The following is a 16,913-nucleotide window of genomic DNA, read 5'->3' as shown; positions in this document are numbered from 1 at the left end:
GGGGCGGACACCCCCTGACCGCCCCGGCGCCCTCCCGGGCCGGCGGCCCGGCCCGACCTGACCACACGCCGGGCCGCCCCCCCTCTTCTCCCCGTTCTTCTCTTCTCCCCGCATCCCCCGTGCCGGATTCCGGGCCGCCACCACGGCACACCCCTGCCCGGAATCCGCTCTTTCTGGAGGTACACAGTGGCTCGCGCCGACGCGTCGGTTAACCGGGATCTCCCCCGCCAGGTGGAGTTCTGGCGGGGCCGGCTGGAGGGCATCGCCCCCCTCGAACTGCCGGCCGACCGCCCGCGCCCCGTCATCCGGTCGACCAGCACCGCGACGTACGAGTGCGCCCTCCCGGCCGCCGCGGCGCGGGCCCTGACCGCCGGAGCGGACCCCGCCACCGCCGTGCTGGCGGCCGCCGCGTTCGCCGTCCTGGCCCGGTACTCCGGCCAGGAGGACCTCGCCCTCGGCACCCCCTCCCCGCGCACCGGCAACACCCTCGTCCTGCGCACCCCCGCCGACACCGCCGCCCCCTTCGCCGCCCTGCTGCGCGACACCGCCCGCGCCCTGGCCGACGCCCTCGCCCACGACGGCGTCCCGCTGGACGAGCTGGCCCGGACCCTCGCCCCGCACAGCGACACCAGCACCACCCCCTTCGTCCAGGCCACGGTCGCCGTGCCGAGCGAACTCCCGCTCCACCACCGTGCGTTCGACCCGCTCGACCTCTCCTTCGAGGCCGATACCGACCAGGCCCTGGTCCGGATCCGCTACAGCACCGCCCTCTTCGACGAGGCCACCGCCGCCCGGCTCGCCGGCCACCTCACCGTCCTGCTCGCCGCGGCCGGCGAAGAGCCCGGCCGGACGCTCGCCGCCCTGCCGATGCTCACCGACGGCGAGTTCGAGCAGGTCGTCCGCGCGTGGAACGACACCGCCCGCGAGGTCCCGCTCGCCACCTTCCCCGAGCTGTACGCCGTCCACGTCGCCGCCCGCCCCGACGCCACCGCCGTCATCGACGAACAGGGCCCGGTCAGCTACCGGGAACTGGACGAGCGGGCCAACAGAATCGCCCACCACCTCATCGGACTCGGCGCCGGCCGCGACCAGTTGATCGGCCTGTGCGTCGAACGCGGAGCCGCCCTGGCCGCCGGCCTGCTCGGCATCATGAAGGCCGGCGCCGCCTACCTGCCGCTCGACCCCGCCTACCCGGCCGACCGGCTCGCGTACATGCTCGAGGACTCCGGCGCCCGCATCGTGCTCACCCAGCACGCGCTGCGCGACAGGATCCCGGCCACCGCCACCGGCCCCGCCGGCACCGTCGCCACCGCCGTCGTGGTGGACCTCGACCAGGAACGCGCCGCGATCGAGGCCCGCCCCGCCACGGCCCCCGAGGTCGCGCTCGCCCCCGAGGACCTCGCCTACGCCATCTACACCTCCGGCTCCACCGGCCGCCCCAAGGGCGTGCTCGTCTCCCACGCCGGCATCGGCAACCTGGCCGCCGTCCAGGCCGAGGCCTTCGACGTCACCCCAGACAGCCGGGTCCTGCAGTTCGCGTCCACCAGCTTCGACGCCGCGTTCTGGGAGGTCTGCATGGGCCTGCTCACCGGCGCGGCCCTGGTCATGGGCAGCAAGGAGACCCTGGCGCCCGGCGAGCCGCTCGCCGCCTACGCCGCCGAGCACGGCGTCACCCACGCCACCCTCACCCCGGCCACCGTCGCCGTACTGCCCGAGGGCCGCGGCCTGCCCGCCGCCGCCACGCTCATCGTCGCAGGCGAGGCCAGCACGGCCGACCTGGTGGCCCGCTGGTCGGCCGGCCGCCGCATGATCAACGCATACGGCCCGACCGAGAGCACCGTCTGCGCGACCATGAGCGCCCCGCTCAGCGGCGCGACCGTGCCCCCGATCGGCACCCCCATCGCGAACTTCCGCGTCTACGTCCTCGACGAGGCCCTGCGGCCCGTACCCGTGGGCGTGCGCGGCGAGCTGTACATCGCCGGCATCGGCCTGGCGCGCGGCTACCACGGCCGCCCCGGCCTCACGGCGGAACGGTTCGTCGCCAACCCGTACGGGGCGCCCGGCGAGCGCATGTACCGCTCCGGCGACATCGCCCGCTGGAACGCCGACGGCACCCTGGACTACCTCGGCCGCGCCGACGACCAGGTCAAGGTCCGCGGCTTCCGCATCGAACTCGGTGAGATCGAGAGCGCCCTCGCCCTCCACCCCGACGTCGCCCAGGCGGTCGTCCTCACCCACAACACCAACCTGCGGGCGTACGTCTCCCGGGCCGGCGAGCGCCGCCCCACCGCCGAGGAACTGCGCGCCCACCTCGCCGCCGGCCTGCCCGCGCACATGATCCCCGCGGCGATCGTCGTCCTCGACACCCTCCCGCTGACCCCCAACGGCAAGATCGACCGCAAGGCGCTGCCCGAACCGGGCACCGACCGGCCGTGCCAGGACGGCGAGGACGGGGCCGGCGACGCGCACGACGCACCCCGGGGCGCCGTCGAGCAGACCCTCGCCGGCGTCTGGTCCGAGGTCCTCGGCGTCTCCCGCGTCGGCATCCACGACGACTTCTTCGCCCTCGGCGGCAACTCCATCCTCTCCGTCCGCGCCGTCTCCCGGATGCGCCAGGCCCTCGGCGTCAAGCTGTCCCCGCGCGTGCTGTTCGACACCCCGACCATCGCCGCCCTCGCCGCCTCCGTGGCGCCCGAGGAGGACACCGCGGCCGCCGCCATCCCCGTCGTCCGCCGCGAGGGCGCCCTGCCGATGTCGTTCGGCCAGCAACGCCTCTGGTTCCTGGAGGACTTCGACCCCGGCAGCGCCGAGTACCACACCGCCCTCGGCCTGCGCCTGACCGGCACCCTCGACACCGACGCCCTGCGCGCCGCCGTCACCGACCTCACCGCCCGCCACGAGTCGCTGCGCACCACCTTCGGCGTGGTCGGCGGCCGCGGCGTCCAGGTGGTCCACCCCGCCCTCGCACCGCGGTGGCGCACCGCCGACCTCACCGACACCGCCGCCGACCTGCGCGAGGAGCGGCTGCGGGAACTCGTACGCGGTGAGACGGCCCGCCCGTACGACCTCAAGGCCGGCCCCCTGGTCCGGGTCCTGCTCGTCCGCCTCTCGGCCGAGGAGCACGTGTGCGTGCTCGGCATGCACCACATCGTCACCGACGGCTGGTCGATGGGGGTCGCCACCCGCGAACTGGGCGAGTTCTACGCCGCCCGTGTCGAGGGCCGTCCCGCGCGCCTGCCCGACGCGCCCGTGCAGTACCCCGACTTCGCCGCCTGGCAGCGCGGCCGCCTGGAGGACGGCGGCCTGCTGCGCGAGCAGCTCGGATGGTGGCGCGAGCGGCTGGCCGGCATCACCCCGCTGGAACTGCCCACCGACCGGCCCCGTCCGGCCGTCCGCTCCTCCGCCGGCGCCGTCCACACCTTCGCGGTGCCCGCCGGCACCGCCGCCTCCGTCAAGCACCTCGCCCAGGAGCACGGCGCCACCCTCTTCATGGCGCTGACCGCCGCCGTCAAGGCCGTCCTCGCCCGCTGGTCGGGGCAACAGGACATCGCGGTGGGCACCGCCACCTCCGGCCGGGGCCACGGCGACCTGGAGCACCTGATCGGCTTCCTGGTCAACACCGTCGTGCTGCGCTCCCACGTCGAGCCGGACATGACCTTCGGGCAGCTGCTGGGCCAGGTCAAGGAGACCGTCCTGGAGGCCTTCGCCCACGAGGACGTCCCCTTCGAGCGGCTCGTCGAGGCCGTCCGCACCGAGCGCGACACCAGCCGCACCCCGCTCGTCCAGGCGATGGTCGTCCTCCAGAACGCGCCCGCCGACCCCGTCGCCCTGCCCGGCGTCCACGCCGCCGGTTACGAGGTGCACCGCGAGGCCGCCCCCTTCGACCTGACCGTGGAGTTCCACGAGGACGGCGAGGGGTCCGGGGGCCTCACCGCCCGGATCGGGTACAGCACCGCCCTCTTCGACGAGGCCACGGTCGCCCGCTTCGCCGGGCACCTGAACACCCTGCTGCTCGCCGCGGCCGTCGCCCCCGACCGGTCCCTGGCCACCCTGCCCATGCTGACCGACGAGGAGTTCGACCGGGCCGTACGGGACGGCAGCGGCCCGCGCACCGAGGTGCCGGCCGGCACCTTCCCGCAGCTCGTCGAGGCCCAGGCCCGCCGCCGCCCCGACGCGCCCGCCGTCGAGGACACCCGCACCACCCTCGGCTACCGCGAACTGGACGAGCGGGCCAACCGGCTCGCCCACCGGCTGGCCGCCCTCGGCGCCGGCCCGGGCACCTTCGTGGGCCTGTGCGTCGAGCGCGGCACCGACCTCGTCGTGGGCCTGCTCGGCATCATGAAGGCCGGCGCCGCCTACCTGCCGCTGGACCCGAACTACCCGGCCGACCGGCTCGCCTTCATGCTCCAGGACTCCGGCGCCCGGATCGTCGTCACCCAGACCCCGCTGCTGCCCGAACTGCCCGCCACCGACGCCGTCCTGGTCGACCTCGTGGCCGAGCGGGAGCAGCTGGCCGCCCTGCCCGGCACCGCCCCCGCCACCACCCTGCGCCCGGCCGACCTGGCGTACGTGATCTACACCTCCGGGTCCACCGGCACCCCCAAGGGCGTCCTCGTCCCGCACGCCGGCGTCGGCAATCTCGCCGCCGCCGAGGCCGAGCGGCTGGCGGTCACCGAGGACAGCCGCGTCCTGCAGTTCGCCTCCTCCTCCTTCGACGGCGCCGTCATGGAGATCCTGATGGCCCTGCCCGCCGGCGCCACCCTGGTGCTGCCGCCGCACGGCCCTGTCGTCGGCGAGGCCCTGCAGACCTTCCTGCGCGAGCGCCGCATCACCCACGCCCTGCTCGCCCCCTCCGCCGTCGCCACCCTGGTCCCCGAGGGCCTGGAGGAGCTGCGCACCCTGGTCGTCGGCGGCGAGGCCAGCACCGGCGACCTGGTCGCCCGCTGGTCCGAGGGCCGCCGGATGATCAACGCGTACGGGCCGACCGAGGCCACCGTCGTCGCCACGATGAGCGAGCCGCTCACCGGCTCCGCCATCCCGCCCATCGGCACCCCGCTGCCCAACACCCGCGTCCTGCTGCTCGACGCCGCGCTCCAGCCGGTCCCGGCCGGCGTGCCCGGCGAGCTGTACATCGCCGGCCCGCACCTGGCCCGCGGCTACCACGGCCGGCCGGGCCTGACCGCCGAGCGGTTCACCGCCGACCCGTACGGCGAGCCCGGCGCCCGTATGTACCGCTCCGGCGACGTCGCCCGCCGCCGCGCCGACGGCAGCCTGGAGTACCTCGGCCGCGCCGACGACCAGGTCAAGGTACGCGGCTTCCGCATCGAGCTCGGCGAGATCGAGACCGCCCTGGGCGGCCACCCGGACGTCCGCGACGCCGTCGTCGTGGTCCACCAGGACGAGTCGGGCCGCAAGCGGCTCGTCGCGTACGTCGTGGCCGACCGCACCCCCACCACCGGCGAACTGCGCTCCCACCTCTCCGGCAGCCTCCCCGACTACATGGTCCCCGCGCTGTTCGTCCCGCTGGAGCGGCTGCCGCTGACCCCCAGCGGCAAGGTCGACCGGCGCGCCCTGCCCGAGCCCCAGCCGCAGGCGGCCGGCCCCGACGCCGGCCACACCGCGCCGCGCGACGCGACCGAGGAGGTCCTCGCCGCGGTCTGGGCCGAGGTCCTGGGCGTGGCGAGGGTCGGCGTCCACGACAACTTCTTCGACCTCGGCGGCGATTCGATCCTGTCCATCCAGGTCGTCTCCCGCGCCCGCCAGGCCGGCCTGCTGCTGACCTCCAAGCTGCTCTTCGTCCACCAGAGCATCGCGGCCCTGGCCGGCGCCGTCACCCCCGTCGCCGAGCCGGGCGCCGACGCGCCCGCCGAGGTCAGCGGCCACGCCGAACTCACCCCGATCCAGCGGTGGTTCTTCGCCGAGCACACCGTCGACACCGACCACTACGGCATGTCCGTCCAGGTCGAGCTGGCCCCCGACACCGACACGGCCCTGCTGGAGCGCGCGCTGGCCGCCGTCGTCGGCCACCACGACGCCCTGCGGATGCGCTTCACCCGGGACGCCGCCACCGGCGCCTGGACCCAGGAGTACGGCGACCACCCGGCCGCCCCGCTCTCCGTACGCGACCTGTCCGCCCTCGGCGACGACGCCCGCGAGGACGCGCTGCACGAAGCCGCCTCGGCCGCCCAGCGCTCCCTGGACCTCGCCTCCGGGAACCTGGTCAAGGGCGTGTTCTTCCGGCTCGGCGCCGCCCGGCCGCCCCGGCTGTTCCTGACCGTGCACCACCTGGTGATGGACGGCGTGTCCTGGCGCGTGGTCCTGGAGGACCTCGCCACCGCGTACGGGCAGCTCGCCGAGGGCCGCCCCGCCGACCTCGGGGCGAAGACCAGCAGCTACCAGCAGTGGTCCCGGCGCCTGACCGACCACGTCCGCTCCGGCGGCCTCGACCACGAGATCGGCCACTGGCAGCGGGCTGCCGCCGCCACCCGGGCCCTGCCCCACGACGTACCCGGCGCCGAGCACGACCCGCACACCTTCGGCGCTGCGGCCACCGTGTCCGTCAGCCTGGACCGCGCCGACACCGAGGCGCTGCTCCAGCGGGTCCCCGCCGCCTACCGCACGCAGATCAACGACGTCCTGCTGACCGCGCTCGGCCGGATCCTCGGCGACTGGGCCGCCGGCCCCGTCACCGTGGCCCTCGAGGGCCACGGCCGCGAGGAGCTCTTCGCCGACCTCGACCTCTCCCGCACGGTCGGCTGGTTCACCACCATCCACCCCGTCACCCTCGACGTCCCGGCCGGCGACTGGGGCGCCGCGCTCAAGAGCGTCAAGGAGGACCTGCGCGCCGTCCCGGGCCGGGGCCTGGGGCACGGCGCCCTGCGCCACCTCGGCGAGCCCGGCAGCGCGGCCCACACCGCGCTGGCCGCCGCCGGGCACCTCCACCCGCAGATCAGCTTCAACTACCTGGGCCAGTGGGACGGCACCACCAGCCGCACCGGCCTGGTCCGCGCCCGCCTCGGCGCCCTCGGCGCCGACCAGGCACCCGAGCAGCCCCGCCCGCACCTCATCGACATCGTCGCCGCCGTCGGCGACGGCGAGCTGCGCATCGACTGGATCCACTCCCCGGGCACCCACAGCACCGCCGCCGTCCAGCGGCTCGCCGACGCCTTCGCCCAGGCCCTGCGCGACCTGATCGCGCACTGCCTGCGGCCCGGCAGCGGCGGCGCCACCCCCTCGGACTTCCCCCTGGCCCGCCTGGACCAGGCGGCCGTCGACCGGATCGCCGGCGACGGCCGGGGCGTGGAGGACATCCACCCGCTCACCCCGATGCAGAGCGGCATGCTCTTCCACAGCCTTTCCGAGCCGGGCGCGGGCGCCTACTTCGAGCAGATGACGTTCGAGCTCGACGGGGTCGCCGACCCCGCCCTGCTGGAGCGCGCCTGGCAGCTGGTCGCCGACCACACCGACGTCCTGCGCGCCGGCCTGGTCTGGCAGGACACCGAGCGTCCGCTCATGGTCGTCCACCGGCAGGCACCGATCCCCGTCACCCACCTCGACTGGCGCGAGGCCACCGCCGACGACCAGGAGCGGGACGTACGCCGCTTCCTCGCCGAGGACCGCGCCCGGCCGCTGGACCTCGGCGCCGCCCCGCTGATGCGGCTGACCGTGATCCGGCTCTCCGACACCACCGTCCGGCTCGTCTGCGCCTTCCACCACGTGCTGCTCGACGGCTGGTCCACCTTCGACGTGCTGACCCGGACGTACGCCGCGTACGCGGCGCTGGCGGCCGGGGAGCAGCCCGTCCTGCCCCCGCGCCGGCCGTTCTCCGCCTACGTGGAGTGGCTGGAGCGCCAGGACCTGGCCGAGGCCGAGGCGTACTGGCGCGAGCTGCTCGCCGGCTTCGAGGCGCCGACCGCGCTGCCCGCCGCCGGGCGCGTCGCGCCCGGCCACCGCACCGGTTCCACCGGACGGCGCGCCCGGCGGCTCTCCCCGCAGACCTCCAGGGCCCTGTTCGACTTCGCGCGCGGCAACCGGATCACCGTCAACACCGTGCTCCAGGGCGCCTGGGCGCTGCTGCTGGCCCGGCACGCCGGAACGCGCGACGTCGTCTTCGGCGCGACCGTCTCCGGCCGCCCCACCGACCTGGCCGGTGTGGACTCCATGGTCGGCATGCTCATCAACACCCTGCCCGTCCGCGTCGACGTCGACCCCGCCGCCCCCGTCGGACAGTGGCTCGCCCGGGTGCAGGCCGCCCAGGTGGAGGCCCGCCAGTACGAGTACGTGCCGCTGCCGCAGATCCAGGGCTGGAGCGCCGTCGAGCGCGGCACCGCGCTCTTCGAGAGCCTGGTCGTCTTCGAGAACTACCCGATGGACGACGAGGCGGCCGCCGCCCACGGGCTGCGCCTGCGCGGCCTGGAGGGCACCGAGGCCACCAACTTCCCGCTCAACCTGATCGCCTACGCCGGCGCCGAGCTGGCCTACACCCTGGCCTACGACGCCGAGCTGTACGACGAGGAGAGCGCCGAGCGGATCTGCGCCCACCTCGACGCCCTGCTCGCGGACATCGCCGCCGGCGGCCCGGACCGGCCGGTCGCCACCCTGTCGATGCTCGGCGCGGCCGAGGCCGAACTGACCCTGACGGCCTGGAACGACACCGCCCGCCCGCTGCCCGAGGCCTCGCTCGCCGAGCTGTTCGCGGCCCGCGCCGCCGAGCGGCCCGACGCCGTCGCCCTCGTCTCCGGCGGCCGGGAGACCACGTACCGGGAGCTGGACGAGCGGGCCAACCGGCTCGCCCACCACCTGACCTCCCTCGGCGCCGGCCCCGAACACCTCGTGGGCCTGTGCCTGGAACGCGGCCCGCACGCCGTCACCGCGCTGCTCGCGGTGCTCAAGGCGGGCGCGGCGTACGTCCCGCTCGACCCCGAGTACCCGGCCGACCGGCTCGCGTACATGATCGAGGACGCCGGGGTACGGCTGCTGCTCACCGAGGAGACCCTGCGCGAGCGGCTGCCCGCCTCCCCGGCCCACGTGGTGGACCTCGACCGGGACCGGGAGCGCATCGCCGCGCACCCGGCGACGGCCCCCGAGGTCACCCTGTCCCCGGAGAACCTCGCCTACGTCATCTACACCTCCGGCTCGACCGGCCGGCCCAAGGGCGTGCTGACCAGCCACCGGGCCGTCGTCCGGCTCGTCCACGGGGCGGCGTACACCGACATCGGCCCCGGCGACACCGTCGCGCAGTTCGCCTCGCTCTCCTTCGACGCCTCCACCTTCGAGGTCTGGGCCGCCCTGCTCGGCGGCGCGCGGCTCGCCGTGCACCCGCCGCGGCTGCCCACCGCCGAGGAGCTCGGCCGCTTCCTGAAGGAGCACGAGGTCACCCACCTCTGGCTCACCGCCGGCCTGTTCCACCAGGTCGCCGACGACGCCATGGGCGCCTTCGCCGGGCTGCGCCAGCTGCTCGCGGGCGGCGACCGGCTCTCGCCGGAGCACTGCGCCCGGGTGCTGGCCGCCCACCCCGCGCTGCGCCTGACCAACGGCTACGGGCCCACCGAGGCCACCACCTTCACCACCGCCCACGATCTGCGCGCGGGCGCCACCGGCGCCGTCCCGCTGGGCGCGCCGATCGGCAACACGCGCGTGTACGTGCTCGACGAGGCGCTCGCGCCCGCCCCGGTCGGGGTGCCCGGCGAGCTGTACATCGCCGGCGCGGGCCTGGCCCGCGGCTACCTGGGGCGGCCGGGCCTCACGGCGGAACGTTTCCTCGCCGACCCGTACGGCGCCCCCGGGGAGCGGATGTACCGCTCCGGCGACCTCGTGGCCTGGCGGCCCGAGGGGACCCTGGAGTTCCTCGGCCGCACCGACGGCCAGGTCAAGATCCGCGGCTTCCGGATCGAGACCGGCGAGATCGAGACCGCGCTCACCGCCCACCCGGCGGTCGCCGAGGCCGCCGTCGTCCCGTACACCGAGGGCGGGCGGACGCTGCTGGTGGCCCACGTGGTCCCGGCGGCCGGCGAGGGCGCCGCCCCGGACACCGACGCGCTGCGCGCCGCGCTGTCGGCCTCGCTGCCCGCGTACATGGTCCCGGCCGCGTTCGGCACGCTCGCCGCCCTGCCGCTCACCGCGAACGGCAAGGTCGACCGCCGGGCCCTGCCGGACCCGGTGCGCGGCGCGGACACCGGCCCCGCGTACGAGCCCGCGGCCACCGCCGTCGAGGAGGTCCTCGTCGAGCTCTGGCAGGAGCTGCTGGGCCACGACCGGATCGGCGTCCACGACAACTTCTTCGCGCTGGGCGGCGATTCCCTCCTCGCCCTGCGCATGACCTCGCGGATCAACACGGTCTTCGGCACCACGCTCTCACCGCGGGCGGTCTTCGACTTCCCGACCGTCGCGCAGAGCGCGAGCGCGGTCGAGGAACTCGTCCTCGCCGAACTCGAGGCCGCCGCCGCCCTCTCCTGACCCCTTCCCCGCTGTCCCGGCTTTCCGTTCCGGTTCCTCCCCACCGAAAGGCACCACCGTGTCCAACCCGTTCGAGCAGGCCGACCGCCCCTACAGCGTCCTCGTCAACGACGAGGGCCAGCACTCCCTGTGGCCCGCCGCCACCGCCGTACCGGCCGGCTGGCACACCGTCCTCGCCGACCGGCCCCGCGAGGAGTGCCTGGCCTACGTCGAGACGCACTGGACCGACATGCGCCCGCAGAGCCTGACCGCCGCCACCACCGGCTGACCCGGCGGCCCCGCCGCCGACCGCCGCCCGTACCGCTCACCACCAGTACTCCTGTACTCCCTTGGGGGATCCCTCGATGAACACGCCGTCTTCCCGCGCGGACCGGATAGCCGCTCTGCCCGACCGGCTCCGGGAGGCGCTCGCCGAGCGCCTCTCCGGCCGGGCCGGCGCCGCCGGGGCGGCCGCCGCCGGACCGCTCGTTCCCGCGGTCCCCCGCGGGGGCGAACTGCCCCTGTCCTTCGGACAGCAGCGCCTGTGGTTCCTGGAGGACTTCGAACCGGAGAGCGCCGACTACCACTCGGCGCTGCCCCTGCGGATCACAGGAGCTCTGGACGCCGGCGCGCTGCGCGCCGCCGTCGGCGACCTGGTGGACCGGCACGAGTCGCTGCGCACGACCTTCCGGGCCGTCGACGGCCGCCCCGTCCAGATCGTCCACGACACCCTCGCGCCCGGCTGGACGGCCGCCGACGCCCGGGACGAGGACGAGGCGCGTGCCGTCGTACGGGCGGAGATGGCCCGCCCGTACGACCTCGCGGCCGGACCGCTGGTGCGCGTCCTGCTCGTACGCCTCGCCGCCGACGAGCACATCTGCGTGCTCGGCATGCACCACATCGTCACCGATGGCTGGTCCATGGGCGTCGTCGCCCGCGAACTGGGCGAGCTGTACGCGGCCCGCCTCCAGAACCGCCCGGCCCGCCTGCCCGAAGTCGCCGTCCAGTACCCGGACTTCGCCGCCTGGCAGCGCGCCCGGCTGGCGGACGGCGGCCTGCTGGAGCGGACCACCGACTGGTGGCGCGAGCGGCTGGCGGGCATCTCCCCGCTGGAACTGCCCACCGACCGGCCCCGCCCCGCCGTGCGCACCTCCGCCGGCGCCGTCCACGCCTTCGAGCTGCCCGCCGGCACCGTCGACGGCCTCAAGGACCTCGCCCGCGACCGGGGCGCCAGCCTCTTCATGGTGCTCACCGCCGCCGTCAAGGCCGTCCTCGCGCGCTGGTCCGACCAGGAGGACATCGCGGTGGGCACCTCCTCGGCCGCCCGCGGCCACCAGGAACTCGAAGGCCTCGTCGGCTTCCTCGTCAACACCGTCGTCCTGCGGACCCAGGTCGAGGCGGACCTCGCCTTCACCGACCTGCTCGACCGGGTCAAGGACACCGTCCTGGACGCCTTCGCCCACGAGGACGTCCCCTTCGACAAGCTCGTCGAGGCCGTCCAGCCCGAACGCGACCCCAGCCGCACCGCGCTCGTCCAGGCCATGGTCGTCCTGCAGAACGCCCCGGCCGACGCCCTGGACCTGCCCGGCGCCCGCACCACCGGCTACCCGCTGGAGCGCGACGCCTCCCTCTTCGACGTCACCTTCGAGTTCGAGGAGCGGGACGGCCGCCTCGCCGGACTCGTCGAATACAGCACCGACCTGTTCGACGCCGCCACCGTCGCCCGCCTCACCGGCCACCTCGGCGTCCTGCTCGACGCGGCCCTCGCGGCCCCCGGTACCGCCGTCGGCGCGCTGCCGCTGCTGACGGACGCCGAGGAGGAGCAGATCCGCCACCGGTGGAACGCCACCGAACTGGCCGCCGTCGACCCCGCCCTCATCCACGAGCGGCTCGCCGCCCAGGCCGCCCGGACGCCCGACGCACCGGCCGTCATCGCCGAGGACGCCACCCTCACCCACCGCGAACTCGACGAGCGGGCCAACCGGCTCGCCCACCACCTGACCGCGCTCGGCGCCGGCCCCGGCTCCCTCGTCGGCCTCAGCGTCGCCCGGGGCTCCGCCATGGCCGTGGGCCTGCTCGGCATCCTCAAGGCCGGCGCCGCCTACGTACCGCTCGACCCCGGCTTCCCCGCCGACCGGCTCGGCTACATGCTGGCCGACTCCGGCGCCCCCCTCGTCGTCACCCACGGCGCCGTCCGCGACCGGCTGGCCGGCTCCGGGGCCCGCCTCGTGGACCTCGACGCCGACGCCGCCGAGATCGGCGCCCGGCCCGCCACCGCCCCGCACACCACGGTCACCGCCGACGACCTCGCGTACGTCATCTACACCTCCGGCTCCACCGGCAACCCCAAGGGCGTCGCCATCGAGCACCGCAACGTCCGGCACATCTGCGCCGCCTGGGACGAGCGGTACGGGCTGGACGAGCTGAAGCTGCGCTTCCTGTCCGTCTCCAGCCTCTCCGTGGACCTCTTCTTCGCCGACCTCATCCGCTCCCTGCCCTTCGGCGGCGCCCTCGTCATCGCCTCCAAGGACGTCACCACCGAACCCTCCGCGCTCCTGGACCTGATCGCCCGGACCGGCGCCACCGGCCTGGAGATCGTCCCCTCGCTGCTGAACGCCGTCCTGGCCGAGGTCGACCGGCGCGGCGACGGCTTCCCTCCGCTGCGTCTGATCTCCGTCGGCTCCGAGGGCTGGCGCGTCGAGGACTGCCGCGCCCTGCTGCGCCGGATCAGGCACGACGCCGTCGTCGTCAACGCCTACGGCGGCACCGAGGCCACCATCGACTCCACCGTCTTCGTCCCGGCCGAGGAGACCCTGCGCGACAGCGTGTACGTCCCCATCGGCCGCCCGCTGCCCGACACCCGCGTGTACGTCCTCGACGCCCGCCGCGGCCTCGTCCCCGTCGGCGTGCCCGGCGAGATCTGGATCGGCGGCGCGGGCATCGGCCGCGGCTACCACGGGCGGCCGGACCTGACCGCCGAGCGGTTCGTCCCCAGCCCCTTCGTCGAGGGCGACCGGCTCTACCGCACCGGCGACCGGGCCCGCCTGCTGCCCACCGGCGACCTGGAGTTCCTCGGCCGTGCCGACGACCAGGTCAAGATCCGCGGCTTCCGCATCGAGCTCGGCGAGGTCGAGAGCGCCCTGCTCGCCCACCCCGACGTCACCGACGCCGTCGTCCTCGCCCGGCAGGAGGACACCGGCCGGCGCCGCCTCGTGGCGTACGTCGTCGCCGGACCGGACACCGATACCCCGGGCCTGCGCGCGCACCTCTCCGGCAGCCTGCCCGACTACATGGTCCCGGCCGTCTTCGTCCCCCTGGAGCGGCTGCCGCTGACCCCGGGCGGCAAGGTCGACCGGCGCGCCCTGCCCGCGCCCGACCCGGAGGCCGGGCGGCCCGGCACCGAGTACACCGCGCCGCGCGACGCCACCGAGGAGATCCTGGCCACCATCTGGGCCGAGGTCCTCGGCGTGCCGAAGGTCGGCATCCACGACAACTTCTTCGACCTCGGCGGCGATTCGATCCTCTCCATCCAGGTCGTCTCCCGCGCCCGCCAGGCCGGCCTGCACCTCACCTCCAAACTGCTCTTCCTGCACCAGAGCGTCGCCGCCCTGGCCGGTGCCGCCGGCGCGCCCGCCGCCCCGGCCGCCGCCGCGGCACCCGGCGAGGTCGGCGGTACCGCCGACCTCACCCCGATCCAGCGGTGGTTCCTCGCCGAGCACACCGTCAACCCCGACCACTACGCCATGTCCGTCCAGCTCGGACTCGCGCCGGACACCGACGCCGCCCTGCTGGAGCGGGCCCTGGCCGCGGTGATCGCCCACCACGACGCCCTGCGCCTGCGCTACCGGCGTGACGCCGCCGACGGCACCTGGACCCAGGAGTACGGCGACCTGCCGGCCGCCCCGTTCTCCGTGCGCGACCTCACCGCCCTGGACGCCGCCGCGCGCGAGCAGGCCCTGCACGACACCGCGCTCGCGGCCCAGCGCGCCCTGGACCTGGCCTCCGGAACCCTCGTCAAGGGCGTCCTCCTGCGCCTCCCCGAGGGCGAGGCCCCCCGCCTCTTCCTCGCCGTGCACCACATCGTCATGGACGGCGTCTCCTGGCGCGTGCTCCTGGAGGACCTCGCCACCGCGTACGCGCAGCTCGCCGCCGGCCGGCCCGCCGACCTCGGGCCGAAGACCAGCAGCTACCAGCAGTGGTCCCGGCGCCTGACCGACCACGTCCGCTCCGGCGGCCTCGACCACGAGATCGAGCACTGGCGCGCCGTGGACCCCGGTCACGCCCCCGCCCTGCCCGTCGACCACCCGGCCGGCCGCAACGTCACCGCGCACGAGCGCACCGTCCGCGTCGCCCTCACCCGCGAGGAGACCGAGGCCCTCCTCCAGCGCGTACCGTCGGTCTACCGCACACAGATCAACGACGTGCTCGTCAGCGCCCTGGGCCGCACCCTGGCCGACTGGACCGGCACGGACCGCCTCGTCCTCGGCCTGGAGGGCCACGGCCGCGAGGAGCTCTTCGAGGACCTCGACCTCTCCCGCACCGTCGGCTGGTACACCACCCACTTCCCCGTCGCCCTCGCCCTGCCCGGCGGCCGCGGCTGGGACGAGACCGTCAAGGCGGTCAAGGAGCAGCTGCGCGCGGTTCCCGGCCGGGGCCTGGGCTACGACGCCCTGCGCTTCCTGTCGCCGCCCGGCACCCCGGGCCACGCGCTGGCCGCCGACCCGCTGCCGCAGATCAGCTTCAACTACCTCGGCCAGTGGGACCGCACCACCGCCGACGACGGCCTGGTCCGCGACCGGCTGCCCGCCCTCGGCCTGGACCACGAACCGGACGAGCCCCGCCCGTACCTCCTCGACGTCGTCGGCATGGTCGAGTCCGGCACCCTCGGCTTCAGCTGGATCTTCTCCGGCGAGGTCTTCGACGAGGCGACCGTCCAGCGGGTCGCCGACGCCTTCCGGGACGCCCTGCGGGCACTGATCACCCACTGCCTGCGGCCCGGCAGCGGCGGTGCGACCCCGTCCGACTTCCCGCTGGCCCGCCTGGACCAGGCGGCCGTCGACCGGATCGTCGGCGACGGCACGGGCATCGAGGACATCTATCCGCTCACGCCCATGCAGAGCGGCATGCTCTTCCACACCCTGGCCGAGCCCGGCTCCGGCGCCTACTTCGAGCAGATGTCCTTCCTGCTGGACGGGGTCACCGACACCGCGCTGCTGGAGCGCGCCTGGCAGCACGTCACCGACCACCTGGAGGTGCTGCGCGGCGCCGTGGTCTGGGAGCAGGTCGACCGGCCGCTGCTGGTCGTGCACCGCCGCACCCCGCTGCCCGTGGTCCACCTGGACTGGCGCGGGCTGACCACCGAGGAGCAGGCGGGCGCGCTCACCGCCTACCTGGCCGAGGACCGCGCCCGGGGCATCGACCTGGCCGCGGCGCCGATGACGCGGCTGGCGCTCGTACGGATCTCCGACACCTCCGTACGGGTGGTGCGGACCTCGCACCACGTCCTCCTGGACGGCTGGTCCACCTTCCAGATGCTCGACGAACTCGCCACCGCCTACCGGGCACTGGCCGCCGGGCAGCAGCCGGTGCTGCCCGCGCGCCGGCCGTTCTCCGCCTACGTGGAGTGGCTGGAGCGCCAGGACCTGGCCGAGGCGGAGGCGTACTGGCGCGGCCTGCTGGGCGGGGTCACCGAGCCGACCGCGCTGCCCTTCGACCGCCGGCCGGCCGCGAGCCACCGGGCGCAGTCCGCCGAGCGGCTGGTGACCTGGCTGTCCGCCGAGGACTCCCGGCGGCTGTACGACTTCGCACGGGCCGGCCGCCTGACGGTCAACGCCGTCCTCCAGGGCGCCTGGGCGCTGCTGCTGGCCCGCTACTCGGGCGAGCGGGACGTCGTCTTCGGCGCGACCGTCTCCGGCCGCCCGGCCGATCTGCCCGGTGTCGACTCCATGGTCGGCATGCTCATCAACACCCTGCCCGTGCGCATCGAGATCGACGGCGCGGCCCCGGTGGGGGAGTGGCTGGCCCGGGTGCAGCAGGCCCAGGTGGAGGCCCGCCAGTACGAGTACGTGCCGCTGCCGCAGATCCAGGGCTGGAGCGGCGTCGAGCGCGGCACCCACCTCTTCGAGAGCCTGGTGGCGTTCGAGAACTTCCCCGTGGACGGGGACACCGGCCAGGACGGCGACCCGGTCCGCCTGCACGGCCTGGAGGGCGCGGACGTCACCAACTTCCCGCTGAACCTGGTCGCCTACGCCGGTGAGGAGCTGGCGTACGCCCTGGCCTACGACCCCGCGCTGTTCGACGCGGACACCGTCGCCCGCATGGCGGCCCACCTGCGCGCGCTGCTGGCGGGGATGGTCGCCGAGCCCGCGCGCGCGGTGTCGGCGGTGCCGATGCTCACGCCCGGCGAGTTCGAGCGGGTGGTCCACGAGTGGAACGCGACGGGTGGGGTCGAGGCGCCGGAGGGGACGGTGCACGGTCGG

At 75.3% G+C, this 16,913-nt stretch carries 3 protein-coding genes; all 3 read left to right on the top strand.

What is annotated here, in order from left to right; genetic code table 11:
* Positions 1-57: 57 nt before the first annotated feature.
* Entirely contained in the window at positions 58-10,455 is a 10,398-nt protein-coding gene (locus ACIPXB_RS23125) for an amino acid adenylation domain-containing protein (RefSeq protein ID WP_401453065.1), read from the top strand.
* A 58-nt stretch (positions 10,456-10,513) separates the two neighbouring features.
* The gene (locus ACIPXB_RS23120; protein WP_401452820.1) at positions 10,514-10,723 is read left to right on the top strand and encodes an MbtH family protein; all 210 of its coding nucleotides are present in this window, start codon (positions 10,514-10,516) and stop codon (positions 10,721-10,723) included.
* Between the two features lie 76 nt (positions 10,724-10,799).
* Positions 10,800-16,913, top strand: a 6,114-nt coding sequence (locus ACIPXB_RS23115; protein WP_401452818.1) for an amino acid adenylation domain-containing protein, incomplete at its 3' end; no start/stop codon positions are given.

It is taken from the genome of Streptomyces sp. NPDC090022, assembly GCF_044748145.1.
In the GTDB taxonomy this organism is placed as follows: domain Bacteria; phylum Actinomycetota; class Actinomycetes; order Streptomycetales; family Streptomycetaceae; genus Streptomyces.
Note: the sequence above shows the minus strand (reverse complement) of the source record. Positions and strands in the feature narration are given on the sequence as shown.